The 24004-nt window shown below is 70.9% G+C and carries 24 protein-coding genes; 12 read left to right on the top strand and 12 right to left on the bottom strand.

The window, feature by feature from the left end; all coding sequences use genetic code 11:
• The first annotated feature begins 146 nt into the window (after positions 1 to 146).
• Complete coding sequence (locus WH85_RS48565) at positions 147 to 1055, top strand: maleylpyruvate isomerase family mycothiol-dependent enzyme (protein ID WP_045741240.1); 909 nt, start codon at positions 147 to 149, stop codon at positions 1053 to 1055.
• Positions 1056 to 1663: 608 nt separating this feature from the next.
• On the opposite strand, the gene WH85_RS08745 is transcribed toward WH85_RS48565, so the two are convergent.
• From WH85_RS08745 to WH85_RS08730, 4 genes are all read right to left on the bottom strand, one after another.
• Positions 1664 to 2533: an alpha/beta fold hydrolase gene (locus tag WH85_RS08745; RefSeq protein ID WP_045741239.1), complete on the bottom strand. Its 870-nt coding sequence runs from the start codon at positions 2531 to 2533 to the stop codon at positions 1664 to 1666.
• 148 nt (positions 2534 to 2681) lie between these two features.
• Positions 2682 to 3962 (bottom strand): MFS transporter, encoded by a 1281-nt coding sequence (locus WH85_RS08740; RefSeq protein ID WP_045741238.1) that lies wholly within the window; start codon positions 3960 to 3962, stop codon positions 2682 to 2684.
• Positions 3923 to 4327, bottom strand: a complete 405-nt coding sequence (locus tag WH85_RS54095; RefSeq protein ID WP_245673864.1) for a helix-turn-helix domain-containing protein — start codon at positions 4325 to 4327, stop codon at positions 3923 to 3925. Before WH85_RS54095 ends, WH85_RS08740 begins: the two co-directional genes overlap by 40 nt.
• Before the next feature lie 61 nt (positions 4328 to 4388).
• Positions 4389 to 5078 carry a histidine phosphatase family protein gene (locus WH85_RS08730; protein WP_045741236.1) on the bottom strand — a complete coding sequence of 230 codons (690 nt, stop codon included), beginning with the start codon at positions 5076 to 5078 and terminating at the stop codon, positions 4389 to 4391.
• Positions 5079 to 5171: 93 nt separating this feature from the next.
• On the opposite strand from WH85_RS08730, the gene WH85_RS08725 reads away from it, so the two are divergent.
• The gene (locus WH85_RS08725; protein WP_045741235.1) at positions 5172 to 5765 is read left to right on the top strand and encodes a LysE family transporter; all 594 of its coding nucleotides are present in this window, start codon (positions 5172 to 5174) and stop codon (positions 5763 to 5765) included.
• A 73-nt stretch (positions 5766 to 5838) separates the two neighbouring features.
• Complete coding sequence (locus WH85_RS08720) at positions 5839 to 6474, top strand: acVLRF1 family peptidyl-tRNA hydrolase (protein WP_045741234.1); 636 nt, start codon at positions 5839 to 5841, stop codon at positions 6472 to 6474.
• On the opposite strand, the gene ypfJ is transcribed toward WH85_RS08720, so the two are convergent.
• Positions 6467 to 7375, bottom strand: a complete 909-nt coding sequence (gene ypfJ / locus WH85_RS08715) for a KPN_02809 family neutral zinc metallopeptidase (protein WP_045741367.1) — start codon at positions 7373 to 7375, stop codon at positions 6467 to 6469. The two genes, WH85_RS08720 and ypfJ, sit on opposite strands and share 8 nt — an antisense overlap.
• Positions 7376 to 7578: 203 nt before the next feature.
• Here ypfJ and WH85_RS08710 point away from each other — a divergent pair, with 203 nt between their 5' ends.
• The 4 genes from WH85_RS08710 to WH85_RS08695 all read left to right on the top strand — a co-directional run bounded on the left by WH85_RS08710 (position 7579) and on the right by WH85_RS08695 (position 10915).
• On the top strand, positions 7579 to 9183 hold the full coding sequence (locus WH85_RS08710; RefSeq protein WP_045741233.1) for an ABC-F family ATP-binding cassette domain-containing protein: 1605 nt from the start codon (positions 7579 to 7581) through the stop codon (positions 9181 to 9183).
• 437 nt (positions 9184 to 9620) lie between these two features.
• A complete protein-coding gene (locus WH85_RS08705) occupies positions 9621 to 9848 on the top strand; it encodes a helix-turn-helix domain-containing protein (protein WP_014441759.1) in 228 nt (75 codons plus the stop codon).
• Positions 9845 to 10642, top strand: a complete 798-nt coding sequence (locus WH85_RS08700) for an enoyl-CoA hydratase/isomerase family protein (protein WP_045741232.1) — start codon at positions 9845 to 9847, stop codon at positions 10640 to 10642. The genes WH85_RS08705 and WH85_RS08700 overlap by 4 nt, the downstream gene beginning before the upstream one ends.
• Positions 10643 to 10705: 63 nt before the next feature.
• Complete coding sequence (locus WH85_RS08695) at positions 10706 to 10915, top strand: hypothetical protein (RefSeq protein ID WP_157410901.1); 210 nt, start codon at positions 10706 to 10708, stop codon at positions 10913 to 10915.
• Between the two features lie 135 nt (positions 10916 to 11050).
• On the opposite strand, the gene mug is transcribed toward WH85_RS08695, so the two are convergent.
• The 3 genes from mug to WH85_RS08680 form a co-directional block, all read right to left on the bottom strand.
• Positions 11051 to 11635 (bottom strand): G/U mismatch-specific DNA glycosylase, encoded by a 585-nt coding sequence (mug, locus tag WH85_RS08690; RefSeq protein ID WP_045741366.1) that lies wholly within the window; start codon positions 11633 to 11635, stop codon positions 11051 to 11053.
• Positions 11636 to 11706: 71 nt separating this feature from the next.
• Entirely contained in the window at positions 11707 to 12468 is a 762-nt protein-coding gene (locus WH85_RS08685) for an SDR family oxidoreductase (RefSeq protein ID WP_045741230.1), read from the bottom strand.
• Complete coding sequence (locus WH85_RS08680; protein WP_045741229.1) at positions 12449 to 13240, bottom strand: helix-turn-helix domain-containing protein; 792 nt, start codon at positions 13238 to 13240, stop codon at positions 12449 to 12451. Before WH85_RS08680 ends, WH85_RS08685 begins: the two co-directional genes overlap by 20 nt.
• Positions 13241 to 13327: 87 nt before the next feature.
• Here WH85_RS08680 and WH85_RS08675 point away from each other — a divergent pair, with 87 nt between their 5' ends.
• On the top strand, positions 13328 to 13690 hold the full coding sequence (locus WH85_RS08675; RefSeq protein WP_045741228.1) for a nuclear transport factor 2 family protein: 363 nt from the start codon (positions 13328 to 13330) through the stop codon (positions 13688 to 13690).
• Here the strand turns inward: WH85_RS08675 and WH85_RS08670 are convergent.
• The gene (locus tag WH85_RS08670; protein ID WP_045741227.1) at positions 13687 to 14433 is read right to left on the bottom strand and encodes an SDR family NAD(P)-dependent oxidoreductase; all 747 of its coding nucleotides are present in this window, start codon (positions 14431 to 14433) and stop codon (positions 13687 to 13689) included. The genes WH85_RS08675 and WH85_RS08670 overlap by 4 nt on opposite strands.
• 67 nt (positions 14434 to 14500) lie before the next feature.
• Positions 14501 to 15079, bottom strand: a complete 579-nt coding sequence (locus tag WH85_RS08665; protein ID WP_045741226.1) for a TetR/AcrR family transcriptional regulator — start codon at positions 15077 to 15079, stop codon at positions 14501 to 14503.
• Between the two features lie 163 nt (positions 15080 to 15242).
• Here WH85_RS08665 and WH85_RS08660 point away from each other — a divergent pair, with 163 nt between their 5' ends.
• The 3 genes from WH85_RS08660 (at position 15243) to WH85_RS08650 (ending at position 17212) form a co-directional block, all read left to right on the top strand.
• Positions 15243 to 15890, top strand: coding sequence for an HAD family hydrolase (locus tag WH85_RS08660; protein WP_045741225.1), 648 nt, complete (start codon positions 15243 to 15245; stop codon positions 15888 to 15890).
• A 174-nt stretch (positions 15891 to 16064) separates the two neighbouring features.
• Positions 16065 to 16982 (top strand): serine protein kinase RIO, encoded by a 918-nt coding sequence (locus WH85_RS08655; RefSeq protein ID WP_045741224.1) that lies wholly within the window; start codon positions 16065 to 16067, stop codon positions 16980 to 16982.
• A complete protein-coding gene (locus tag WH85_RS08650; protein ID WP_045741223.1) occupies positions 16979 to 17212 on the top strand; it encodes a hypothetical protein in 234 nt (77 codons plus the stop codon). Before WH85_RS08655 ends, WH85_RS08650 begins: the two co-directional genes overlap by 4 nt.
• A 103-nt stretch (positions 17213 to 17315) precedes the next feature.
• Here the strand turns inward: WH85_RS08650 and WH85_RS08645 are convergent, their stop codons facing one another.
• Positions 17316 to 17561 carry a DUF2630 family protein gene (locus WH85_RS08645; RefSeq protein ID WP_045741222.1) on the bottom strand — a complete coding sequence of 82 codons (246 nt, stop codon included), beginning with the start codon at positions 17559 to 17561 and terminating at the stop codon, positions 17316 to 17318.
• 265 nt (positions 17562 to 17826) lie between these two features.
• Positions 17827 to 20613 carry an aconitate hydratase AcnA gene (gene acnA, locus WH85_RS08640; RefSeq protein WP_281179050.1) on the bottom strand — a complete coding sequence of 929 codons (2787 nt, stop codon included), beginning with the start codon at positions 20611 to 20613 and terminating at the stop codon, positions 17827 to 17829.
• Between the two features lie 214 nt (positions 20614 to 20827).
• Between acnA and pulA the strand changes: the two genes are divergently transcribed.
• Positions 20828 to 24004: a pullulanase-type alpha-1,6-glucosidase gene (gene pulA / locus WH85_RS08635; RefSeq protein ID WP_045741364.1), complete on the top strand. Its 3177-nt coding sequence runs from the start codon at positions 20828 to 20830 to the stop codon at positions 24002 to 24004.

The following is a 24004-nucleotide window of genomic DNA, read 5'->3' as shown; positions in this document are numbered from 1 at the left end:
GGGCGGTACGCGATCAGCGTGCCGCCCTGTGCCGTACCCCGGGGTTTGCCTCGTATCCGGGGGCGTCGTACCCCGGGGGTTGTCTCGCACGCCGGTCGTTTGTCGTACCCCGGTGGTTTGTCGTACCTCGGTGGTAGAAACCGAGGATGACTGCGACACCGCCCTTCCCCGAGCTCCTCGCCCTGATCGACAGCCGGTCGGCGGCCCTCCGCGACGCGGTGGCAGCCGCGCCCGACCTGGTGGCGACGGTTCCCGGCTGCCCCGAATGGACGCTGCGCGACCTCGTCACCCACACGGGCAAGGTGCAGCGGTTCTGGGCGGCGGCGGTGACAGCGGCCGACGATTCCGGGCCACCGACCGCCGAGCAGCTCGGCGACCGCGAACCGCCGTCCATGAGTCCCAGCGGTGACGGTCCGTCGGGGGCCGGGCCTGCGGGCGGCGCGGTGGCGGGTGCCGGGCCTACTGGCGGTGACGGTCCGTCGGGGGCCGGGCCCGCGGGTGGCGCGGCGGCGGGTGCGACTCGCGGCGGGCACGAGCGCCACGACGTGCTGCTCGACTGGTTCGCAGCCTCCACGGAGTCCCTGCTCACGGCCCTGCGCGCGGCCGGCCCCGACACGCCCTGCTGGGCCTGGTGGGAGTCGTCGGTCGCACCGTTGACGGCCGGCACGGTGGCACGTCACCAGGTGCAGGAGGCAGCCGTGCACGCCTACGACGCCCAGGAGACCATCGGCAGCCCCGAGCCGATCCCGGCCGCGGCCGCCGTCGACGGGGTCAGCGAGTTCCTGACCGTCTGCCTGGGTTCCCGCACGCCGTGGCCGCACCGCCCGGCCCGGGTGGCGTTCCAGGCGATCGAGGGCCCGTCGTGGACCCTCGACCTCTCCCCGTCCGGCGCCACTGTGGGCCCTGCCGCCTCCGGCGATCCGGTGACCAGGTTGCAGGGCCGGGCCAGTGACCTGGTGTTGGCGCTCTACCGCCGGATCCCCCTCGCGGACGTCCGGGTCGACGGCGATCGTGAGGTGGCCGGCCAGCTGCGGGAGTGGTGCCGCATCGACTGACCCGGCTCTCCGCCGACTGACCCCGCTTGCTGTCGCCTGCTGGCCGGCTGCCGTTGGCCGATCGCTGTTCGCCGCTGGCTGTTGCCGCTCGCCGTTTGCTGGCTGGCCGTCTCCGCTGCCCGTGTTCCTGGCTGCCCGCGTTTCTGGCTGCCCGCGTTTCTGGCTGCCCGCGTTTCTGGCTGCCCGCGTTTCTGGCTGCGTGCGTTCCTGCGTCGGCGATCGTGGTGCGCCTATCACCGTCCTGGGTTGTCGGCGTACCACGATCGAAACGGCAACCACCCACGCGGATCGATCGTGGTGCGCTGACCACTTCGGCGGGTGGTCTGTGCACCACGATCATCAATCCTCGGTAGAGCGTGCGTCCCCGGTTCGGTCCTGCCGCCCGTGGCACCGCGCAGCGTGAACGAGAGCATGCGGACTCGCGACATGGCGCTCCATTGGCGTCCGGCTCCGCGTCCGGCTCCGCGTCCGGCTCCGCGTCCGGCTCCGCGTCCGGCTCCGCGTCCGGCTCCGCGAACAGGTGTGGCTGACCGACGCCATGGGCGGGCGCCGAAGGAAGCTGAGTGGTGTCGCGTCCGGCGGCGCCCGATGTGATCCGGGAGCGGGGGTCAGGCGGGCCCGATGGGGAAGGACTCGGCCAGGAACTCCAGGATCAGGGGGTTGGCTCGGTCGGGGCTTTCCAGGGTGGGGAGGTGGCCGGCCCAGTCGAGCTCCCGGTGGCGGGCGTTCGGGAAGACGGTGGCGAGGTGCGCGGCGATCTGCCGGAAGTCGGGCAGGTCGTGGGCGCCGGAGAGGAGCAGGACAGGCGCGGTGAACTCGGAAAGGTCTGCCGACGGCGAGGCTTCCGACGGCGAGGCTTCCGTCGGGTCGGAGATCTCAGTGTCGGTTTCAGCCTCAGCGCCGGAGGCGGAGTCCACGCCGGTGGTGGTCTCGGTGTCAGCGGCGGCGGCTTCGGCGTCGGCGGCCAGCTGGATGGTGAAGGCGTGGTGCTGCATGAGGTGCAGCTTGGCGCGCGTCGCGTCGTCGGCCAGCGGGCCCAGCCAGAGGTCGACGTTGAGGGCGGTGGCCGCTTCGGCGTCGCCGGCCTCCAGTAGGGCGTCCTCGCGGTCGCCGAACGCGCTCAGCTCCGGGCTCGGGTCGTGGCCCCGCATCGCCGTGGCGATCAGGAGCAGGGCCGGGACCGTCTGCGGGGAGCGGGCGATCAGGTCGAGGGCCACCCGTCCGCCTCCGGAAGCGGCGATCACCGCGGCCCGGGTGGCGCCCAGGGAGGTCAGGAGGGTGAGGACGTCGTCGGCGTCGTTGTAGTCGCCGGTGGGCACCGGGGTCGAGCCGTAACCGTTGAGGTCGCAGCGGACCACCCGGTATCCGGCGCCGGCCAGGACGGGGACCTGCGGGTCCCACATGCGGCGGTCGCCGGTTGTCGAATGCAGCAGCAGCACGACCGGCCCGGAGCCGGTCACATCATGATTGAGAGTCATCGAGCAGGACTGTAGCGACCCGTCGGGAACGCCCGCACCCCAGTAGACCCGCGCCGGAGGACCGAGGGCGCCGAGACGACAGGTCGACAGGTCGACGGGACGGCAGGTCGACGGGTCGACAGGTCGACGGGACGACAGGTCAGGACTGCTACGCCGGGACGACCGCTTTGGCGGGACGTTGCTCGTCGCGTACGGCATCGAGGGCGTGCCATGCCGGGAAGAAGAACGGCGCGGCAGTGACCGCAAGGTATCCCGCGGCTGCGAGAAGCGCCGCCGTCCGCAGCCCGAGCACGTCGGTCGCCCATCCGCCCAGCACGCCGCCGAAGGGGATGCCCGCCCACGACACCGCGATCAGCACGCTCATCACCCGGCCGTGCATGTGCGACGGGATGCGCCCGTAGGCGGCGGCCAGCAGGATCGGGTTGACCGCGGACATCAGGGCGCCGGAGACCGCCGCGGTCGCCAGCACGGCCCACACCCGGTCGGTGGCGGCCACCGCGATGAGCTGGGCCGGTCCGCCGAGGAAGAAACAGATGCCGAGGGTACGCCGCCGCGGCAGCCGAGGTGCCAGGATCGTGTAGATGATGTTGCCGGCGACCGCGCCGAGCCCGAAGGCGGTGCCCACGATGCCCAGGGCGGCCGGTCCGTGTAGTCCGTCGCGGACCCAGACGGGGACGAACACCGTCGAGTACGCCTGGTCGAACATGTTGGTGGCGAACAGCATCGACATGATGCCGAGGATCAGCCGGTCCTGGCGTACGTACCGGAATCCGCCGGCGAGCGCCGCGGTGTAGCACTCGCCGGGGCGTGCTGTCTCGGCCGGGCCGACCCGGACCGCGGTGCTGATGATCAGGGCGCTGACGCCGAAGGTGGCCGCGTCGGCGAGTAGCACGATGACCGGGTCGGATGCGGCGATCAGCACGCCGGCCAGCGGCAGCCCGATCAGGGTGGCGGCGCGGCTGACCCCGTCGTAGAGGGCGGTGCCCCGTTCGGTGGTGAGCCCGGCGGCGTCGATGGTGCGGGGGAGCAGGGCGCGTTTGGAGGCGTCGCCGAATCCGCGGAGGGCGCCGGCCAGGGCGATGAGTCCCATCAGCGCGCCGAGGGACAGTCCACCGGCTGCGCAGGCCGCGAAGAGCGGGATGCCGGCTACCGCGAGCATGCTGGCGGCGTCGGCGGCGACGCTGGTCGGGCGGGGGCCGATCCGGTCGACGAGGGGACCGCCGAGGAGCCCGGCCAGGATGTACGGCAGCATTTCGGCGAATCCGGCCAGGCCGGCGAGCAGTGCCGAGTCGGTGCTGGTCAGGACCAGCCAGGGCAGCGCGACGAAGGTGATCCGGCTGCCGAGCATGGAGACGGCCTCGGCGGAGAGGAGGCCGGTGAGCTGGCGGTTCACCACATGCCGTCCGGGAGTTGCGGTAACGCCCGCCATTGGAACACCACCCGCCGGGCGTCGGACCGGACCGGATCGCCGGGGTATTCGTCGAGCAGGGATTCGATGCGGCGTTGCAGGTCGGCCGCTTCGGTGGGGGTGAGGCGCAGGATCCGGCTTCCGGTCGCCGTGTCGCCGGGGTCGACGACACGCCACCATCGTTCCCGGCCGGTGTTGCGGCCGGCGTCCTCTTCGACGAACCCGTATCCGGCGAGTTTGCGCAGGTGGTAGCTGGTGGATCCGGACGACTCACCGAGTCGCCCGGCCAGCCGGGTGGCGGTCGAGGCGCCCTGTTCCCGCAGGATCCCGAGGATCTGGACACGTAGCGGATGGGCGAGGCCACGGAGAGTGTGTGGAGGGAGCACCGTCAAAAGATAAGTTTGCAAATATACCTTTGCAATACGTTCATCGATATTTTTCGGGCATTCATGCAGGCGGCAGATGATCGATGACGTTGTACCCGTCCAGGGTGAGTCGTTCGCCGGTACGCCGGAACCGGCTGACCGAGGCGTTGCGGACGTACCCCGACGCGGCCTCCACCGCCAGCACCCCGTCCCAGTCCAGTTCCTCGAGCACCGCCCGGGTCATCAGCACCACCGCATCGTGGGCGACCACGATCACCCGCCGGCCGTCGTGATCGCGGTGCAGGTCCTCCAGGAAGGACCGCAGCCGGACCGCGATGTCGGCGAACGACTCGCCACCGGGCGGGGCATAACGGAACTCGCCCGCCTCGGCCCGCCGTGCCGCCTCGTCCGGGAACCGGGCCGTGATCGCCGCCCGGGTCAGCAGCTCCAGATCACCCTGGAGGCGGTCCACCAGACGGTCGTCGGTCGTCGGCTCGGGAAAGTCGACGCCGGACGCCTCGGCGGCGATCCGCCAGGTCTCACGGGCCCGCAGATACGGCGAGGTGATCACCACGTCGGGCCGCTGCTCCTCCGGCAGCGTGCCCAGCCAGGCGCCCAGCGCGCGGGCCTGCTCCTCCCCGAGCGGGGTGAGCGGGACCTCCGCGTCGCGGCCGCTCACCTCGGCCTCCATCAGGCCTTTCGCGTCCGCGGCGGGGAGGGCGACGTTGGCGAGGCTCTGTCCGTGCCGTACCAGGATCAGTTCAGCGACCATGATCGGACCCTACCCAGCCGGACGCCATCGGTCACTTTCTGGTATCAGGGAGAAGCGAAAAGTGATGAGCGTCTAGTGGGGGAGGTGGGGCCCGTGACCGGGGCTTTCCTCAACGGCGTGATCGCCGGATACGGCATCGCCGTGCCGGTCGGCGCCATCGGCGTGCTGATCGCCACTCTGAGCGCCCGCGACTCGCTGCGCGTCGGTGCCGCCGCCGGCCTGGGCGCGGCCACCGCCGACGGGCTGTATGCCCTGGTCGCCGTCGCCGGGGGAGCGGCCGTCGCCGGGCTGATCGCGCCGGTCGCCGTCGCGCTGCGCTGGGTGGGCGCGGTCGTGTTGCTCGGACTGGCCGCCTGGACGGCCCGGGGTGCGTTCCGCGGCGCCGCGACCGAGCGGGCGGAGCGTCCCACGACGGCGCTCCGGGCGTACGCCGGTGTGCTCGCCCTGACCCTGCTGAACCCGGCCACGGTGATCTATTTCGCCGCGCTGGTCCTCGGCAGCGGCGGTTCCGGCGGAGGGCCGTGGTTCGTCGCCGGTGCCTTCCTGGCCTCGGCGAGCTGGCAACTCTTCGTCGCCGGCGGCGGTTCCCTGATCGGGCGCCTGCTGACCGGACCCCGCGGCCGCCTGATCACCGCGCTGGTCTCGAGCGTCGTGATCGCCGTCCTCGCGGTCCGGCTGGTGCTCTGACGCGCCTGCCGGCCTGCCGCTGTACGGCTGGTGCTCTGACGCGCCTGCGGGCCTGCCGCCGTAGGCTGGCGGGATGGGTGAACGGGCGGCGGCCGGCGGCGGGAAGTGGGTGGACGTCGCGCCGGAACGGTTGCCGCGATGGCTGGAGAACTTCGGGGGCCGGCACGGCGCGTACACCGCGAGCGGTCTGACCGTGACCGGCGCGGACGGCGCGTCGGCGACGCTGCACGCCCCGCCCGGAGCCGGCCCGGTCGCGACGATCGACGAGCTGATCGGTGCGGCGTCGCGGAGACGGCTGCTGGGCCTGCTCCTCGCGCGCAAGGGCGCGGTCGCCGTCGGCATCGCCGACGGACCGGAACTGATCACTTCCAAGGTGGACACGCACTACGTGCAGGGCCGCACGGCGGCCGGTGGCTGGTCACAGCAGCGCTTCGCGCGCCGCCGGGACAATCAGGCGAAGGCGGCCGCGTCGGACGGCGCCGGCATCGCGGGCCGCATTCTTCTGCCCCGGGTACGCGAGATGACCGCGCTCGTGACCGGCGGTGACCGCACGGCCGTCGACGCGATCCTTGCCGCGCCCCCCTTGGCGGCGCTCGCCGCGTTGCGTCACGAGCGGCTGCTGGAGGTGCCCGAGCCACGCCACGCGGTGTTGGTGTCCGCGATCGCCATGGCCCGGGCTGTTCCGATTCTGATCAGAGAGGTCAGCTGACCGCGCCGGCGGCGAAGGTGTCGCACTTCTTCGGGTCGCCGGAGTCGTAGCCGACCCGGAACCACTGCTGGCGCTGCGCCGACGTGCCGTGGGTGAACTCCTCCGGGTTGACCTCGCCGCCGCCGCGCTGCTGGAGCGCGTCGTCGCCGATCTTGCCGGCGGTGTCGATGCCCTGCTGGATGTCCTCGTCGGTGAGGCTGGTGAAGATCTTGTCGCCGTCCTTGTCGGTCGTCGTCGACGCCGAGTGGGCCCAGGCGCCGGCGTAGCAGTCGGCCTGCAGCTCCAGCTTGACCGACTCCTCGTTGGCCGAGCCCGGGTCGCGTTCCTGGCGGCGGCGCATCTCCGCCTCGGTGCCCAGGACGTCCTGCACGTGGTGCCCGTACTCGTGGGCCAGCACGTACGGCTGGGCGAACTCGCCCGGCGCGCCGAGCTGATCGGCGAGCACCTTGTAGAAGGTCAGGTCGATGTACACCTTGTCGTCGGCGGGGCAGTAGAACGGTCCGACGCCGGAGTCCGCCGCGCCGCAGCCGGTGGTCACCTGGCTGGAGAAGATGTGCGTCTTGGCGGGCTGGTAGTCCTCGCCGAACGACTTCGGCAGCTGGTCACGCCAGTACGCCTGGATCGACGTCACGTAGAGGCCGTTGCGGCACTCCAGCGCCTGCAGTTTCTGCGCGTCGTCGCTGCAGCTGGTCAGGGGCGTGCCGGTCGACTCGCCGCTGCCGCCGCCGTTCATCACGTCGACGCCGAAGTATCCGCCGACCAGCATGAGAACGACGGTCACCACGATGCCGGCCAGGCCGCCGCCCCCGATGGGCAGGCCGCCGATGCCACCACCACCGCCGCCGCCGCGGCCGTCCTCGATCTGACTGGTGTCGATGTCGGCACGTTCGTTGAGTTCCATCTGTCCCACCTTCAGCACGGGTGTCCCCGCGTGTACCCGTTGATCTTGCAAATTAATCGGGTGGGAGGTGCCGTGCGGGGACCGGTAGTATGGCGGCGTGCTGCTCTGCGAAGGCTGACCGTGCCCGCGCCGACCGCCCCTACCCGGCGGCCGGCGCTTTCGTGTGCCCTGAGCCAGCCTGATTCCCGAGAGCGAGAGACTTCATGATCACCGCCACCGGACTGGAACTGCGCGCGGGATCGCGCATCCTGATCTCCCCCACCACCCTGCGGGTGCAGCCAGGTGACCGGATCGGCCTCGTCGGCCGCAACGGTGCGGGCAAGACCACCACGCTGAAGGTGCTGGCGGGCGAGGGCATCCCGTACGCCGGATCCGTCGAGCGGACCAGCGAGATCGGGTACCTGCCGCAGGACCCGCGCACCGGCGACCTCAACGTGACCGGCCGTGACCGGGTGCTGTCCGCCCGCGGGCTCGACGTCATCCTTGCCGAGATGCAGAAACTCGAGGTGCAGCTCGAGGAGAGCGCCGACGACAAACTGGTCCGGCGGTACGGCAATCTGGAGGACCAGTTCTCCGCCCTCGGTGGCTACGGCGCCGAGGCCGAGGCCGCCCGTATCTGCGCCAACCTCGGTCTGCCGGACCGCGCCCTGGCCCAGACCATCGGCACCCTGTCCGGCGGTCAGCGCCGGCGCATCGAGCTGGCCCGCATCCTGTTCGCCAACTCCGGGCAGAACGGCAAGGGCATCCTGCTGCTCGACGAACCGACCAACCACCTCGACCACGACTCGATCGCCTGGCTGCGCGGCTACATGGCGCAGCACAAGGGCGGCCTGATCGTGATCAGCCACGATGTCGAGTTGCTCGACGCCGCGGTCAACAAGGTGTGGTACCTCGACGCCAACCGCTCGGTCGTCGACATGTACAACATGGGCTGGAAGACGTATCTCGAGGCGCGCGAGACCGACGAGCGCCGTCGCCGCCGGGAGCGGGCCAACGCGGAGAAGAAGGCCGGTGCCCTGATGGCGCAGGCCGACAAGATGCGGGCCAAGGCCACCAAGACGGTCGCCGCGCAGAACATGGCGCGCCGTGCGGAGAAGCTGCTCGGCGGCCTGGAGGAGACCCGGACCTCGGACAAGGTCGCCAAGGTGCGGTTCCCGAGCCCGGCACCGTGCGGCAAGACCCCGCTGACCGCTGTCGGGCTGTCGAAGTCGTACGGCTCGCTGGAGATCTTCACCGACGTCAGCGTGGCGGTGGACCGCGGCTCCCGGGTCGCCATCCTCGGCCTCAACGGTGCCGGCAAGACCACCCTGCTGCGGATGCTCGGCGGCCTGCTCGAGTCGGACACCGGTGAGGTCCGCGCGGGTCACGGCCTGCGGCTGGGTTACTACGCCCAGGAGCACGAGACGCTCGACGTCGACCGTTCGATCCTGGACCACATGCGCAGTGCCGCGTCCGAGCAGACGGACACCGAGCTGCGCAAGATCCTGGGTGCCTTCCTCTTCTCGGGGGACGACGTCGACAAGCCGGCCGGGGTGCTCTCCGGTGGGGAGAAGACCCGTCTGGCCCTGGCCACCCTGGTCTGCTCCGGCGCCAACGTGCTGCTGCTCGACGAGCCGACGAACAACCTCGACCCGGTCAGCCGCGAGCAGGTGCTCGACGCCATCGCCAACTACCCGGGTGCGATCGTGCTGGTCACGCACGATGCGGGGTGTGTGCAGGCGCTCAAGCCGGACCGCGCGATCCTGCTGCCGGACGGCGACGAGGACGCGTGGAGCGACGATCTGCTGGAGCTCGTCGAACTGGCGTGACCTGTGGATGCTTCACGATCGGCTGCATCGTCAGTTGTCAACTGGTGCCCACACAGACAGTGCGATGTTCGGGCGTTTGGGGGCAGGTCGGACGCGCCTGTCCCCGCCACGCGCACGGCGGAGTGTCACGCCTCGGAGCGTCATGACAACTCTCCGGAGCGGGTCTTGGGCTCTGGGTGAGCTTGCCTCGATCGAGTGTTTCCGCAGGTGATCGATGGTCTTGGTGAGATGATCACTGAGTCCGGTGCGCGCCGGAAATGCGGTCCGAGGTGACGCCGGCAAAGTGTCTGACATTGATGCCGGTGGTAACCGTCAAGTTCCTGACAGTAATAAATGGGCACGTTCACGCACGCCGGATGCCTGGCGCATGATCGTTGGAGACGGTGTAATAGGTGGGACCGTATCTGACCGCACTGTCTGCGACGTGAGGATTCAAGATGGCAGCCACTGGCACAGCTACCAGTACTGAGAAGGGTCGTCGAATCGTCGGTAGCGAGCGGCAGTCGCTCGCCAAGGACCTGGTGAAGCGATACACCTCCGGCGAGAGCATCCGCGCGCTGGCCGCTTCCACCGGGCGTTCCTACGGATTCGTGCACCGCGTGCTCACCGAATCAGGCGTGCAACTGCGCCAGCGTGGCGGCGCGCGCCGCCGGAAGAAGGCGTGACGGCCGCCGACGCCGGGGTTTCCGCGGTATCCGCCGACGGGGCAGGCGTTCGCTACGAACAGGACGGGCCGGTCGCGACGGTGACGTTGTGCCGGCCCGATGTTCTCAATGCTCAGACTCCGGCCCTGTGGGCGGAGTTGGGCAACATTTCCCGGAAATTGCCGGGAGACGTACGGGTCGTCATTGTCCGTGGAGAGGGACGCGCGTTTTCCGCGGGCCTGGATCTGTCGGTGGTTCGCGGTGACGGCGATTCTTCTCTGGCGACCCTGGCACAGTTGTCCGCGTCCGAGTGCGCGGATCGCATTGCCGGCTTCCAGACCGCGTTCACCTGGTTACGCAGTCCCTCCATTGTGACGATCGCCGCCGTGCAGGGACACGCGATCGGGGCCGGCTTCCAGCTGGCACTGAACTGCGACATGCGTGTGCTCGCCGACGACGCGCGTTTCTCGATGGCCGAGGTGACCCTCGGACTGGTTCCCGATCTGGGCGGCACCAAACGGCTCACCGAGCTGGTCGGTCCGTCCCGGGCCCTGGAGATATGCGTGACCGGCCGGCGTCTCGCGGCGGACGAGGCGGACCGGATCGGCCTGGCCACGGCGGTCGTGCCCCGCGCCGACCTGGACGCGGCGGTCTCGGATCTGGCATCGGCGGTCCTGGCCGCCGACGCCGGCGCGGTCACCGAGATCAAGGCGTTGCTCGCCGGGGCGCCCCGGCGCTCCTACGCCGAGCAGGACCGGGCCGAGCGTGAGGCCCAGACCAGGCGACTCAGCGATCTGCTGGGCAGCGGCGAATAGCACAGCCCGCCTCCCGGGCGGTTGCGGCGCCTCGCGGCGCCCGGGAGGGCCTAAGGTGGGGCCATGACGGGGTTCCTCGTGTTCTTCGTGGTGTTCGGTGTGTTCTTGTGGCTGATGACCCGGTTTGCGATCTGGGTGCGCGCCAAAGGCATCGGCGGCGGCATCATGGGCCCGATCGACGAGGCCTGGCACCCGTCGGCCGAGCGCTTCCGCCAGGAGATCTCCGTGCATGAGCGGCGCGTGCTGCCACCTCGGCCCGGCGACATCATCTAGGGGTACGCGTTCGGCGCTCCCACGACCGCCACACGGCCGCACCCGTCCCACGGCTGTCCGCGCCCCGGTGCCCGCTCCCGGTCCGTGGCGCGCAACGAGCCCCTTGCCGGGTCCGGGCCGTCCCGCTCGCCCGGGTCACGCGGAGTCGGCGGCTGTCCGCAGAGCGGTGAACTCGGTGATCAGAGCGGGCAACTGGAAGTGCGCGTTGAGGCCGCTCGGGTTCGGGAGCACCCAGACCCGGGCGTCACCGATACCGTCCGGTTGGAGGCCGATCCGGGCCCGGGGACGGGCGAAGGCCGCACGGTAGGCGGTCACCCCGAGGATCGCCACGAAACGTGGTGCGGTACGGCGTACCACCTCGGTCAGGATCTCCCCACCCGCCGTGAGTTCGGCGGGGGTGAGCTCGTCCGCGCGGGCCGTGGCCCGCGCGGCGACGTTGGTGATGCCCAGGCCGAGAGCGGGCAGCAGGTGCTGCTCGGACGGGTGCAGCAGCCGGCCGGTGAAACCCGCGCCGTGCAGCGTGGGCCAGAACCGGTTGCCGGGACGGGCGAAGTGGAAACCGGTGGCGGCCGACCACAGGCTCGGGTTGATGCCGGAGAACAGCACCCGCAGATCGGGGCCGATCACGTCGGGGATGGTCCGTCCGGCGGCCGCGGCCACCTCGTCGGCGCTCGGCTTCCGGAACCCCGCCGGTGGCTCGGCCGTCGGTCTCTTGACCACGGGTCGCCCGGTCGTCGCTGCCTCGGTCCCGGCCCGGCCGGTGGGCGATGCTTCGGCCACGGGGCGGCCGGTCACAGCGTGCGCAGCGAGCCGCCGTCGATCGCGACGGCAACCCCCGTCACGTAACTCGCGGCGGGCGACAGCAGGAACGCCGCGACCCGGCCGAACTCGGTCGGATCGCCGATCCGCTTGAGCGGCACCGACGCGGCGGCCTCGGCGGCGGCCGTCGCGGGATCACCGGTGGCCGCCCACAACTCCTTGTTGCGACCGGTCATGAACCGGCCCGGCATCAGGCTCAGCACGCGGACGCCGCGCGGCGCGAACTCGTCGGCCATGTCCTTGGCCACCATCGCCAGGCCGGGGCGCAGCCCGTTGGAGAGCCCGAGACCGGCCAGCGGCGTCCGGACCGAGGTGGACAGCACGAGACCGATCGCGCCACCCTCCGGAAGGGCGTGCGCGACCGTGCGGGCCAGCCGCACCGACCCCAGGAAGACCGTCTCGAACGCGGACCGCCACTGGTCGTCGGACATCCCGGCGGCGGTGCCCGGGGTGGGCCCGCCGACCGAGATCAGCGCCCCGTCGAGACGGCCGAACCGGTCCTGCGCCGCGTCCACCAGCTCACGGGCCACCTCCGGGTCGGCCAGATCGGCGGACACCCCGAACGCGTGATCGGCGCCGCCCAGCGCGGCCACCGCCTCGGTGACCCGGTCGGCGTCCCGGGAGGAGATCACCACCCGGGCGCCGTCGGCGACGAGCGCCTGGGCGGTGGCGAAGCCGAGGCCGCGGGAGGCTCCGGTGAGGACGAAGACGCGATCAGCGAGCCCGAGATCCATGCACCGATCCTGCCACCTCTCGCGCCGGCCGTGCGCCCAGCGCGGCGGCGGTCTCGTCGTCGGCGGGCAGGAACGCCTCGACGGCGAGTTCGCTGAGGGTGACGTCGCGCGGGGTGCCGAGGACGCTGGTGACGCTGAAGAAGCACAGGCCGTCGAAGCGCAGCGGGACGACCAGGCCGTCCGGGCGGTCGGTGACCTCCCCGCCGGGATACCCGGACAACTCCGCGTGGAGGGCGCGCAGGACGGGGTCCCCGGTGGCGGTGGCCTGCCGGTCGAGGCGGTGCAGCAGATGGGTCCGCCACTGCGGCAGGTTGCCGATCCGCGGCGCCATCCCGTCCGGGTGCAGGGCCAGCCGCAGCACGTTGACCGGTGGGGTGAGCAGTGCCGGGGCGCAGCCGGCGGTGAACCGGGCGACCGCGGCGTTGCCGTCCACCATGGTCCAGTGCCGGTCGACGAGGACCGCCGGGTACGGCTCGTGCCCGGCCAGCACGTCCCGCAGCGCGGCAAGCACGCCCGCCAGGCGGGGCCCGTCCACCTCGGACTCCTCGAAGGCGGGTGCGTAGCCGCCGGCGAGCAGCAGCTCGTTGCGGGATCGCAGTGGAACGTCCAGCTCGTCGGCGAGCCGCAGGATCATGCCGGGGGTGGGCCGGGACCGGCCGGTCTCCACGAACGACAGGTGCCGCGCCGAGACACCGGCCCGGCCGGCCAGGGCGAGCTGACTCATCCGCCGTTCGCCGCGCCACTCCCGCAACAGCCGTCCCACGTCCGCCATGGCCGGATCGTAGGCGGGCGGCCGGGTGCGCGGCGATTACCTGGCGGGTAATCGACGGGACGACCGGTCCGGCGGCACAGTCGGGGCATGGATTTTACGGAGATCATCGAGCGGTATCTGGCGGTCTGGAACGAGGACGACGCGGTGGCCCGGCGGACCGCGATCGACGAGGTGTGCGCCGAGAACGTCCGGTACGTGGACCCGATGGCGGCGGTCGACGGCCGGGCGGCGCTGGACGCGCTGGTCGAGGGGGTGCGCAAGCAGTTCGGTGGGCTGGTGTTCAGCCTGGGCGGGCCGGTGGACGCGCACCACGACCAGGCGCGGTTCACCTGGCATCTGGGCGCGCCGGGGGAGGAACCGTTGGTGATCGGGTTCGACGTCGTCGTGCGGGACACCCAGGACAGGATCATCACCGTGTACGGGTTCCTGGATCGCGTTCCCGGTCATTAGCCCATCACGTGGCCGCCGTTGACGGCGATCCGTTCGCCGGTGACGAAGCGGGCACCGTCCGAGGCGAGGAACGCGACCACGTCGGCGACCTCGGCGGGCGTGCCCATCCGGGCCAGCGGCACGTCCCGCCGGTACCGCTCGACGTGCTCGGCGCCGATGGCGGCGTGCCGTTCGACCGGGATCCAGCCGGGCGCCACCAGGTTGACGGTGATGCCGAGCGGACCGAGTTCCCGGGCCCAGGTGCGGGTCAGGGAGAGCTGGGCGGCCTTGGCGGCGGCGTACGCGGACATGCCCGGCTCGGCCCGCTCCGGCATGTCCGATCCGATCTGGACGATCCGGCCGCCGCCGAGCCGTCGCATCCCGGGCAGGGCCGCCTGCATCAGCAGGGTCGGGCTCTTCACGAAGAAGCGCAGCTGGTCGAGGTGGTGCTCCCAGGTGACCTCGGTGGCCGGGCGGGACGGCTGGGGGCCGGTCGCGTTCGGCACCAGTACCCGGACCGGGCCGAGCCGGGCCTCGACGGCGGGGAGCAGCGCGGCGACGTCGTCCTCGTCGGTGACGTCGGCACGGAACGCCGCGGCCGTCCCGCCGGCCGCCACGATGGTGTCGACGACCCGTGCGGCGTCCTCCGGGTCGGGCAGGTGGTTGACCGCCACCGGCCAGCCGTCGGCGGCCAGGCGGCGGGCGATGTGCGCGCCCAGACCGCGGGACGCGCCGGTGACCAGGACCGAACCCTGCGATGCCATCGGACCTCCCGGACCGGTGTCGGATGTCGCCGGGTCCCGGGCCGGTGTCCGGTCTGCCGGGACGGTGTCAGTGGCGGCGGACGGCCTCTTCGACGACGTCGAGGACCCCGGCCAGCTCGCCCGGGGGCCGTCCGGTCGCCAGGTGCAGCACCAGCCCGTCGTAGGCCAGCTCGAGGAACTGGGCGAGCATGTCCACCGGGACGTCCAGGCGGAGCACACCGGCCTCCCGCTGGCGTTCCAGGCGCTCGCGGGTGGCCTCGGCGATGGCGGCGGAGCGTTCGGCCCAGCGCTTGGCGAACGCCGGGTCGGTCCGTAGCCGGTGCGAGACCTCCAGCTGGGTGCCGAGCCAGCCGGCCGTGTCACCGTCGCTGGAGCCGGCCCGGTCGAGCAGGTCGCGCATCACCTGGACCAGGCCGTTGCGGGCGACGGTCTCGACCATCGCGGCGGCGTCGTCCTCGGCGGTCGCGAGGAACAGCGACTCCTTGTCACGGAAATGGTGGAAAATCGCACCACGGGACATGCCTGTCGCCTCCTCGAGACGACGAACGGTGGCACCCTCGTAACCGTACCGGGCGAAACAACCGCGGGCGGCGCTGAGGATTTCGTGGCGACGCGCGTCTAGCTGATCCTGACTCACCCTGGGCACATGCTGATCGTGTCATGGGCCCGGGGACCGTTGCAATCCGTACGTACGGCTTCCAATTGTGTCGCGCCCCTCGATCGGATGATGCGAATTTCGTCATGGAACGGGGGCATTGTTAACGGTCCTGGGCTGTTCGGCTCCGTGAGCGCTCACGTACAGTGCCCGCGTGCCTCTAGTCTTGCTCGCACTGGACGACACCCTGCTCGACCGCAGTGGTGCGTTCCGTCTGTGGGCCAAAGGCTTCATCGACGAGATCTCCGCACCCCAGGAGGACCTGGAGTGGCTTGTCTCGGTGGACGCCGACGGGCTCACCTCACGGTGGGACCTGGCCGACCTGATATGTGACCGCTACCAGCTCAAAGTTCCGTCGATCGATCTGGTCGACGAGTTGTACGAGGGGCCCCTGGCATTCGAGCGCCTGGATCCGCTGGTCGGGTGCGCATTGGAGATCGCCGCTGACGCCGGGATCGTCCCGGTGGTGGTCACCAATGGCAACTCCGAACAGCAGGAAGGGCGGATCCGGCGTACGGGGCTGGACCGTTATGTCGCCGATTGGGTGATTTCCGAGCAGTGCGGGGTGAGCAAGCCGAACCCGCGCATCTTCGCGCTCGCCGCCCAACGGGTCCGGATGCGGCTCGCCGGCGCCTGGGTGGTCGGGGACAGCCCGGAGGCGGACATCGGTGGCGCGGCCGCGCTGGGCCTGCCGAGCGTCTGGCTGCACCGGGGCCGGGAGTGGATGGACACCCGGTTCGCGCCGACACGCATCGTCGGCAACGTGATCCAGGGTCTGTCGGCGATCATGGCCACACGGTGATGTAAATGGGTTGCGCGGATCGTCGGGATCCGTAAGAGTTTGGCCCGCGCCGGTCGTGGCGTGTCGTCAAGGGCCTGTGCCCGCGAGAGAGAAGGGGGTGGACCCCATGGCTGTCTTCGTGATGCCTGCAGTCCTGCCTTCCCCAGTTGAATCTTTCTCCGAGGAGACCCTTCAGTGCGCGAGCACGACTCTGACGGCCCGGCCACCCTGCGCCGCGGACGCCGCAAGTTCGACGACGACGAATCCGACTTCCTGAAGCGGGGCCGGCTCGAGCCGGCCCTGAAAGAAGACCCCGACCTGCCCGACGAGGGCGACGGCTGGTCCACCTGGGACGCCGCTGAGCAGGGTCCCGACCCACGGCCCGACTGGGTCCGCACCGAGCACGGCGCCGTGGACACCGAACTCGGCATTCTCAAGACCGGCAAGGAAGCCGACGTCTTCCTGGTCCGGCGCTACCTGCCGTCCACCGGCGCGTTCAGCATGCTGGCCGCCAAGCGTTACCGCGACGGCGAACACCGGATGTTCCACCGCGACGCCGGTTACCTCGAAGGGCGCCGGGTCCGCCGGTCCCGGGAGATGCGGGCGATGACCAACCGCACCTCCTTCGGCAAGGAGCTGATCGCCGGGCAGTGGGCGGCCGCCGAGTTCGGCGCGCTCAGCCGGCTGTGGCAGGTCGGCCAGGAGAGCGGGCTGATCTGCGTGCCCTACCCGGTGCAGCTGATCGGCACCGAGGTCATGCTGGAGTTCGTCGGCGACTGGGAGACCGGTGAGGCGGCTCCCCGGCTCGCGCAGGTGCGGGCCGACGACGATACGCTGGCCGACCTGTGGCGGCAGATGACCGACGCGCTGTCGGTGCTGGCCCGGGCGCAGGTCGCCCACGGGGACCTGTCGCCGTACAACATCCTGGTCCACCGAGGGCGACTCGTCCTGATCGACCTGCCGCAGATCGTCGACGTGATCGCCAACCCGCGAGGCGGCGAGTTCATCGCCCGCGATGTGCACAACGTGGCGAACTGGTTCCGGGCCCGCGGGCTTGCGGTCGACGCGGACGGGCTGGTCGAGCGTCTGCGCTACGAGGCGGGGCTCCGGTGAGCGCCGCGGATTCGCTCCGGGCCGGGCGGTCGCTCCTGCTCGCGGTCGGCCCGCTGGTCCTGCCGGCCGGTCCCACGGGACGGTCGGTGGCTCGCCCGGGCGGCGCCACGACGACGGAGACCGGTCCCGGGGCGGTGGCCCGTGCCGGGACGGCGGTGCGCGCCGGGACGACAGCCGGTCCGAAGGCGCAGGTCGTGCCGGGGGCACGGACCGGTCGGCGTACCTGGTGAGACCCGCGGGGACGCCGGTGCCCGCGGACGGTCGCGAACGGTGGCCGGCTCGTCCGTGGGCCGCGGGTGCTGCGGCCGTCGTGGGGCGACGGCCGCAGCCGGGTCACTGGATGTAGCCCTCGACCTCGCTGACGGAGTGGGCGTTCTCCGCGTCCGGGTCGTTGCCGACGTCGCGGGCGGCACGGCGCCGGCGCAGCAGGTCCCAGCACTGATCCAGGGACTCCTCCAGTGCCTTGAGCCGGGCGTGCTCCTCGTCGGAGGAGATCGTGCCCTGGCTCAGGGCCTGACGGAGCTGGTGTTCCTCGTCGACGAGCCCGCTGATCCGGGACAGCACAGTCTTGTCATCCATTCCCGAATCCTATTCACCGGCGAGCAGGGAGAGGCGACTCACCGGGGTGGTGACCGTGGGCGCAACCATTTACGCAGGTCGCCCGGTGGCCTGAGCGTTTCGGACGCGCAGCGGCCGGCGAAGACCGCCGGGCCCTCGGCGGGAGCGACGGTCCGTACCCACCACCCCGCTACGACATCGATCTTCCGATTCTGATCGGGAACCCCGCCGGGAAAGCAGAACGCCCCGCCTTCCACAACGGAAAGCGGGGCGTCGGCGTGCTGCGTCAGCCGCGGAGCATCTTGCGGAGGACGTACTGCAGGATGCCGCCGTTGCGGTAGTAGTCCGCCTCGCCGGGCGTGTCGATGCGGACGACCGCGTCGAATTCCTTGCCCGAGTCCGTCGTCACCTTGACCGTGCGCGGCGTGGAGCCGTCGTTGAGCTCGGTCACGCCGGAGATCGAGAAGGTCTCGGTGCCGGTGAGGCCGAGCGACTCGGCGTTCTCGCCCTGCGGGAACTGCAGGGGCAGGACGCCCATACCGATCAGGTTGGAGCGGTGGATGCGCTCGTAGCTCTCGGCGATGACGGCGCGGACGCCCAGGAGCATGGTGCCCTTGGCGGCCCAGTCGCGCGACGATCCCGAGCCGTATTCCTTGCCGGCCAGGATGACCAGCGGGACGCCGGCTTCCTGGTACGCCACGGAGGCGTCGAAGATCGTGCTCTGCTCGCCGGTCAGGTGGTTGAGCGTGAAGCCGCCCTCGACCCCGTCGAGCAACTGGTTGCGCAGCCGGATGTTGGCGAAGGTGCCACGGATCATGACCTCGTGGTTGCCGCGGCGCGAGCCATAGCTGTTGAACTCGGCGCGCGGGACGCCGTGCTCGGCGAGGTACTTGCCCGCGGGCGAGTCCGGCTTGATGGAGCTGGCCGGGGAGATGTGGTCGGTGGTGACCGAGTCGCCCAGCTTGGCGAGGACGCGCGCGCCGGCGATGTCCTTCACCGGGGACGGGTCGGCCTGCATGCCCTCGAAGTACGGGGGCTTGCGGACGTAGGTGGAGTCCTCGGACCACTCGAACGTCTTGCCGGTCGGGGTGGGCAGTGACTGCCACTGCTCGTCGCCGGCGAAGACGTCCTGGTAGGCGGCGCTGAAGCCTTCGGCGCCGATCGCCGAGGAGATGACGTCGTCGATCTCCTTGGAGCTCGGCCAGATGTCGTCGAGGTAGACCGGGTTGCCGTCGCTGCCGGTGCCGAGGGGCTCGGTGGTGATGTCGATGTCCATCGAACCGGCCAGGGCGTAGGCCACGACGAGCGGCGGGGACGCCAGGTAGTTCATCTTGACGTCCGGGTTGATCCGGCCTTCGAAGTTGCGGTTGCCGGAGAGCACCGAGACCGCGGTCAGGTCGGCCTCGTTGATCGCCGCCGAGACCTCCTCGGGCAGCGGCCCGGAGTTGCCGATGCAGGTGGTGCAGCCGTAGCCGACCAGGTTGAAACCGATCTTGTCCAGGTACGGCGTGAGGCCGGACCGGTCGTAGTAGTCGGAGACGACCTTGGAGCCGGGGGCGAGGGTGGTCTTGACCCACGGCTTGCGGGTCAGGCCCTTCTCGACCGCCTTCTTGGCGAGCAGCGCCGCACCGATCATCACCTGCGGGTTCGAGGTGTTGGTGCAGGAGGTGATCGCGGCGATGACGACGGCGCCGTGGTCCAGCTCGTAGGTCACACCGTCGTCACCCTTGACCACGGTGGGCTTGGAGGTGCGGCCGGCGGCGCCGAGGGCGGCGCTGAAGGCATGCGGCTTGTCGGCTTCGTCGGAGACGCCGTTGGCGGGCGCGTCGGAAGCCGGGAACGATTCCTCGCTGGCCTCGTCGGCGTGGCCGTGCGGCGCGGTGTAGTTCGGCAGCGCACCACGGAAGGCCTGCTTGGCCTCGGAGAGCAGGACCCGGTCCTGCGGGCGCTTCGGGCCGGCCAGCGACGGGACGATCGTCGACAGGTCCAGCTCGAGCTTCTCCGAGTAGTCCGGCTCGGCGTTCGGGTCCAGCCACAGGCCCTGGCGCTTCGCGTACGCCTCGACGAGCGCGACCTGCGCGTCGGAGCGGCCGGTGAGCTTCAGGTAGTCGATGGTCTGGTCGTCGATCGGGAAGATCGCGACGGTGGAGCCGTACTCCGGCGACATGTTGCCGATGGTCGCGCGGTTGGCCAGCGGCACCGCGCTCACGCCGGGGCCGTAGAACTCCACGAACTTGCTGACCACGCCGTGCTTGCGCAGCATCTCGGTGATCGTGAGGACGAGGTCGGTGGCGGTGGTGCCGGCCGGGGCCTCGCCGAACAGCTTGAAACCGACGACCCGCGGGATCAGCATGCTGACCGGCTGGCCCAGCATGGCGGCCTCGGCCTCGATGCCGCCGACGCCCCAGCCCAGCACACCCAGGCCGTTGACCATGGTGGTGTGCGAGTCGGTGCCGACCACGGTGTCCGGGTACGCCTGACCGTTGCGCTCCATGATCGTGCGGGCCAGGTATTCGATGTTGACCTGGTGCACGATGCCGGTGCCGGGCGGGACGACCTTGAACTCGTTGAACGCGGTCTGACCCCAGCGCAGGAACTGGTAGCGCTCGCGGTTGCGCTGGTACTCCAGCTCGACGTTGCGCTGGAAGGCGTCCTCGCGGCCGAACAGGTCGGCGATGACCGAGTGGTCGATGACCATCTCGGCGGGGGAGAGCGGGTTGACCTTGGTGGGGTCGCCGCCCAGCTCCTTGACGGCCTCGCGCATGGTGGCCAGGTCGACCACGCAGGGAACGCCGGTGAAGTCCTGCATCAGCACCCGTGCCGGGGTGAACTGGATCTCGACGTTGGGGTCGGCGTTGGAGTCCCAGCTGCCGAGCGCGGTGATGTGGTCGGCGGTGATGTTCGCGCCGTCCTCAGTCCGCAGCAGGTTCTCCAGGAGGATCTTCAAGGAGTAGGGCAGGCGCTCGTGCCCCTTCACCTTGTCGATCGTGAAAATCTCGTAGCTCGCGTCTCCGACGCGCAGCTCGCTCTTCGCACCAAAGGTGTCGAGGCTGGCCACCGTCATCTCCTTCACACCCGACGACTGGAAGTCGAAGTCTGTCGCACCGAAAGGGCGCCCTTCGGGTTAGGTATGCCTAACTCTCGGTTCACTTCTCCGGTAAACCGTACGTCCGTCTTGCTAGCCATCGCAAGGCGGGGTCCCTTCGACGATCCTCTCAGTCCCGGCGCCTCCGGGCTTCGTGTTCGCGATCGCCGATCAGCGTCCGGAAAACTGCGAAGATGTTTCGGTGACCACGATCGAGATCACCGCGGACACGTCCTCCACCGCTCTGAACAGCCCTGACTGGCTGATCGTGCACTACCACCGTGCGGACGGTGACTACGACGGCTGGCTGCTGCACGCCTGGGGTGACGTCGACGAACGCCGGCGGTACCCGGACGGTGCGCCGTTCGCCGGCGACGACGCCTACGGGCGCTTCGCCTGGGTGCGGCTCGTGCCAGGTGCCCATGAGGTGGGATTCCTGGTCGTCCACCGGGACGGCGCGAAGGACGTGACCACCGACCGCCGGGTTGCGGTCGACGCGGGCGTCGGCGAGATCTGGCTGCACGCCGGCGATCCCCGGGTGCTCACCGAGGCGCCGATGCCGGCACCTGCTCCCGATCCCGGCTTCGCCGTGATCCATTACCACCGGCCGGACGGTGACTACGGCGAGTGGGGTCTGCACTGCTGGGAGGGTGTTCCGGAGCCGTTGAAGACCTCGTGGGGTACGCCCAAGGCGCCCGATCGCTACGACTCCTTCGGTGCGGTCTTCGAGGTTCCGGTGCGGGCCGGCGCGGTGGGGCTGCGGTTCGTGCTGCACCGTGGCGAGGAGAAGGACCTCCCGGACGACCAGCGGCTCGACCTGACCGTGGCCCGGGAGGTGTGGGTGACCGCCGGTGTGGCGGCGCCGGTGCGCCCGGATCTCGGGACGCTCGGCCCGGAGCTGGATGCGGCGCGGTCGTTCGCGGTGTTCCTGGACCGGGGCACGCTGGCGCTGCCGGAGTGGATGGTCGCTGTCGACTTCTCCCTGGGTTCGCTGCCGTTGGTGCCTCGCCCCGGGGGCCTCTTCCAAGCGCAAAGTCGCAAATTTCCGCACTTGAGATCTTACCGAGCCTTTGCCATTCCGGAAATGTCGGACTTGGCGTTGGCGGAACTTCTCCGTGATCAACTGGTGGTGACCGGCCGGGATCGTGACGGGCGGGAAGTCGCACGAACGGGCGTGCAGCTGGCGGGAGTGCTCGACGAGCTCTACGCCGACGCGCTCGACGTGCCGCTCGGCCCGCAACTCGACGGCGACGACCCGCACCTCGCCGTCTGGGCGCCGACCGCCCGCGAGGTCGCCCTGGAACTGTTCCGGACCGTCGACGACGAGCCGAAGATCCTGCCGATGGAGCGCGACGACACCACCGGTGTCTGGTCGCTTCCGGTCAAGCGCAAGTGGTTCGGCCGCTACTACCGGTACCGCGTCGAGGTCTGGCACCCGGCCGCCCAGCGGATCGTCACCACCAGCGTCACCGACCCGTACTCGATCTCGCTCGCCGCCGGCTCCACCCACAGCCAGCTGGTCGATCTGTCCGACCCGGAGCTGTGCCCGCCGGGCTGGGACACCGGCGGGGAGCTGCCGCCGGTCGCCCCGGCCCGGATGCAGATCTCCGAACTGTCGGTCCGCGACTTCTCGATCGCCGACCCCACCGTGCCGGCGGCCGAGCGCGGCACGTACCTGGCCTTCACCCACGCCGGCTCGCACGGCATGCGGCACCTGCGCTCACTCGCCGAGGCCGGCCTCACCCACGTGCACCTGCTGCCGGTCAACGACTTCGCCTCGGTGCCGGACCGCCGCTCCGAGCAGGCCGTGCCCGCCTGCGACCTGGCCGCCCTGCCGCCCGACTCGGAGGCGCAACAGGCCGCCGTGATGGCCGTCGCCGACCGGGACGGCTACAACTGGGGGTACGACCCGTGGCACTGGACCACGCCGGACGGCAGCTACGCCCACGACCCGGACGGCAGCGCCCGCGTGGTGGAGATGCGCTCGGCGGTCGCCGCCCTGCACACGGCCGGCCTGCGGGTCGTCCTCGACGTGGTCTACAACCACACCATGCACGACGGCCTCGACCGGTTCAGCGTGCTGGACCGGGTGGTGCCCGGGTACTACCACCGGCTGCTCGCCGACGGCAGCACGGCCGAGTCGACCTGCTGCCCGAACACCGCGACCGAACACGCCATGATGGGCCGCCTCGTGGTGGACTCGCTGGTCACCTGGCGCCGGGCGTACCGGGTCGACGGGTTCCGCTTCGACCTGATGGGCCACCACCCGAAGGCGAACATCCTGGCCGCCCGGGAGGCGTTGGGGGCCGGCGTCGCCCTCTACGGCGAGGGGTGGAACTTCGGGGAGGTCGCCTACGACGCCCGGTTCGTCCAGGCCACCCAGGTCAACATGGCCGGCACCGGGATCGGCACCTTCAACGACCGGCTGCGCGACGCGGTCCGCGGTGGTGGCTCGTCCGGCGATCCGAGCGTCCGCGGGTTCGCGAGCGGTCTCGGTTCGGAGACCCCGCTGTGGCTGCACGACCAGATCAAAGTCGGACTGTCGGGGGCGCTGGCGGCGTACCGGTTCGTCACCCACACCGGCGCCGAGCACAGCGGCTCGCAGATCGACTACAACGGCTCACCCAGCGGGTACGCCCACGACCCGGGCGAGGCGGTCAACTACGTCGACGCGCACGACAACGAGATCCTGTACGACGCGATGGCGTTCAAACTGCCGGTCGCGCTGGACCCGCTGGAGCGGGCCCGGATGCAGGTCCTCGCCCTGTCGCTGGTGGTGCTGAGCCAGGGTGCCGGGTTCGTCGCCCTGGGCAGCGAACGTCTGCGGTCGAAGTCGTTGGACCGGAACTCGTACAACTCGGGGGACTGGTTCAACCAGATCCGCTGGGACCCGGCCGACGGGAACGGGTTCGGGGTGGGACTGCCGCCCTGGCCGGACAACGGCGACAAGTGGGACCAGGCCCGGCCGCTGCTCGGCGAGGCGTCGCTGGTCCCGCCGGTGGAGGCGGTCGAGCTGACCGCCGAACGCTACCGGGAGCTGCTGCGGATCCGCCGGTCGTCACCGGTGTTCGGGCTGCCGACCGCGGAGGAGGTGCAGCGGCGGCTGACGTTCCCGCTGGGCGGTCCGGGGGAGACACCCGGGGTGATCGTCATGTGCCTGGACGGGACCGGGCTGGACCCGCGCTGGCGGGCCGTCGTGGTGGTCTTCAACGTGACCGATCAGGCCACCCGGCAGGTGGTGCCGGACGTCGTCTCCTTGCGGCCGCACCCGGCACAGGTGTCGTCGGCTGATCCACTGCTGCGCGGGGCGGCGGCGTTCCCGGACGGTGCGGTGGAGGTGCCGGCACGGTCGGTAGCGGTGTTCGTCAGTCCGATCTGA

It is taken from the genome of Actinoplanes rectilineatus (assembly GCF_000962825.1).
GTDB classification, from domain to species: Bacteria; Actinomycetota; Actinomycetes; order Mycobacteriales; family Micromonosporaceae; genus Actinoplanes; species Actinoplanes rectilineatus.
This window is presented reverse-complemented; position numbering and strand designations above follow the sequence as displayed.

What these genes read in the sequence shown, in the direction of transcription:
- WH85_RS08710 (WP_045741233.1), top strand. Translation starts at nt 7,579, where the DNA reads ATGATCACCGCCACCGGACTGGAACTGCGCGCGGGATCGCGCATCCTG.
- WH85_RS48565 (WP_045741240.1), top strand. Translation starts at nt 147, where the DNA reads ATGACTGCGACACCGCCCTTCCCCGAGCTCCTCGCCCTGATCGACAGC.
- WH85_RS08695 (WP_157410901.1), top strand. Translation starts at nt 10,706, where the DNA reads ATGACGGGGTTCCTCGTGTTCTTCGTGGTGTTCGGTGTGTTCTTGTGG.
- ypfJ (WP_045741367.1), bottom strand. Translation starts at nt 7,375, where the DNA reads ATGGAACTCAACGAACGTGCCGACATCGACACCAGTCAGATCGAGGAC.
- WH85_RS08745 (WP_045741239.1), bottom strand. Translation starts at nt 2,533, where the DNA reads ATGACTCTCAATCATGATGTGACCGGCTCCGGGCCGGTCGTGCTGCTG.
- WH85_RS08680 (WP_045741229.1), bottom strand. Translation starts at nt 13,240, where the DNA reads ATGGCGGACGTGGGACGGCTGTTGCGGGAGTGGCGCGGCGAACGGCGG.
- WH85_RS08645 (WP_045741222.1), bottom strand. Translation starts at nt 17,561, where the DNA reads ATGGATGACAAGACTGTGCTGTCCCGGATCAGCGGGCTCGTCGACGAG.
- WH85_RS08685 (WP_045741230.1), bottom strand. Translation starts at nt 12,468, where the DNA reads ATGGATCTCGGGCTCGCTGATCGCGTCTTCGTCCTCACCGGAGCCTCC.
- WH85_RS08740 (WP_045741238.1), bottom strand. Translation starts at nt 3,962, where the DNA reads ATGGCGGGCGTTACCGCAACTCCCGGACGGCATGTGGTGAACCGCCAG.
- WH85_RS08720 (WP_045741234.1), top strand. Translation starts at nt 5,839, where the DNA reads ATGGGTGAACGGGCGGCGGCCGGCGGCGGGAAGTGGGTGGACGTCGCG.
- WH85_RS08730 (WP_045741236.1), bottom strand. Translation starts at nt 5,078, where the DNA reads ATGGTCGCTGAACTGATCCTGGTACGGCACGGACAGAGCCTCGCCAAC.
- WH85_RS08675 (WP_045741228.1), top strand. Translation starts at nt 13,328, where the DNA reads ATGGATTTTACGGAGATCATCGAGCGGTATCTGGCGGTCTGGAACGAG.
- WH85_RS08705 (WP_014441759.1), top strand. Translation starts at nt 9,621, where the DNA reads ATGGCAGCCACTGGCACAGCTACCAGTACTGAGAAGGGTCGTCGAATC.
- WH85_RS08670 (WP_045741227.1), bottom strand. Translation starts at nt 14,433, where the DNA reads ATGGCATCGCAGGGTTCGGTCCTGGTCACCGGCGCGTCCCGCGGTCTG.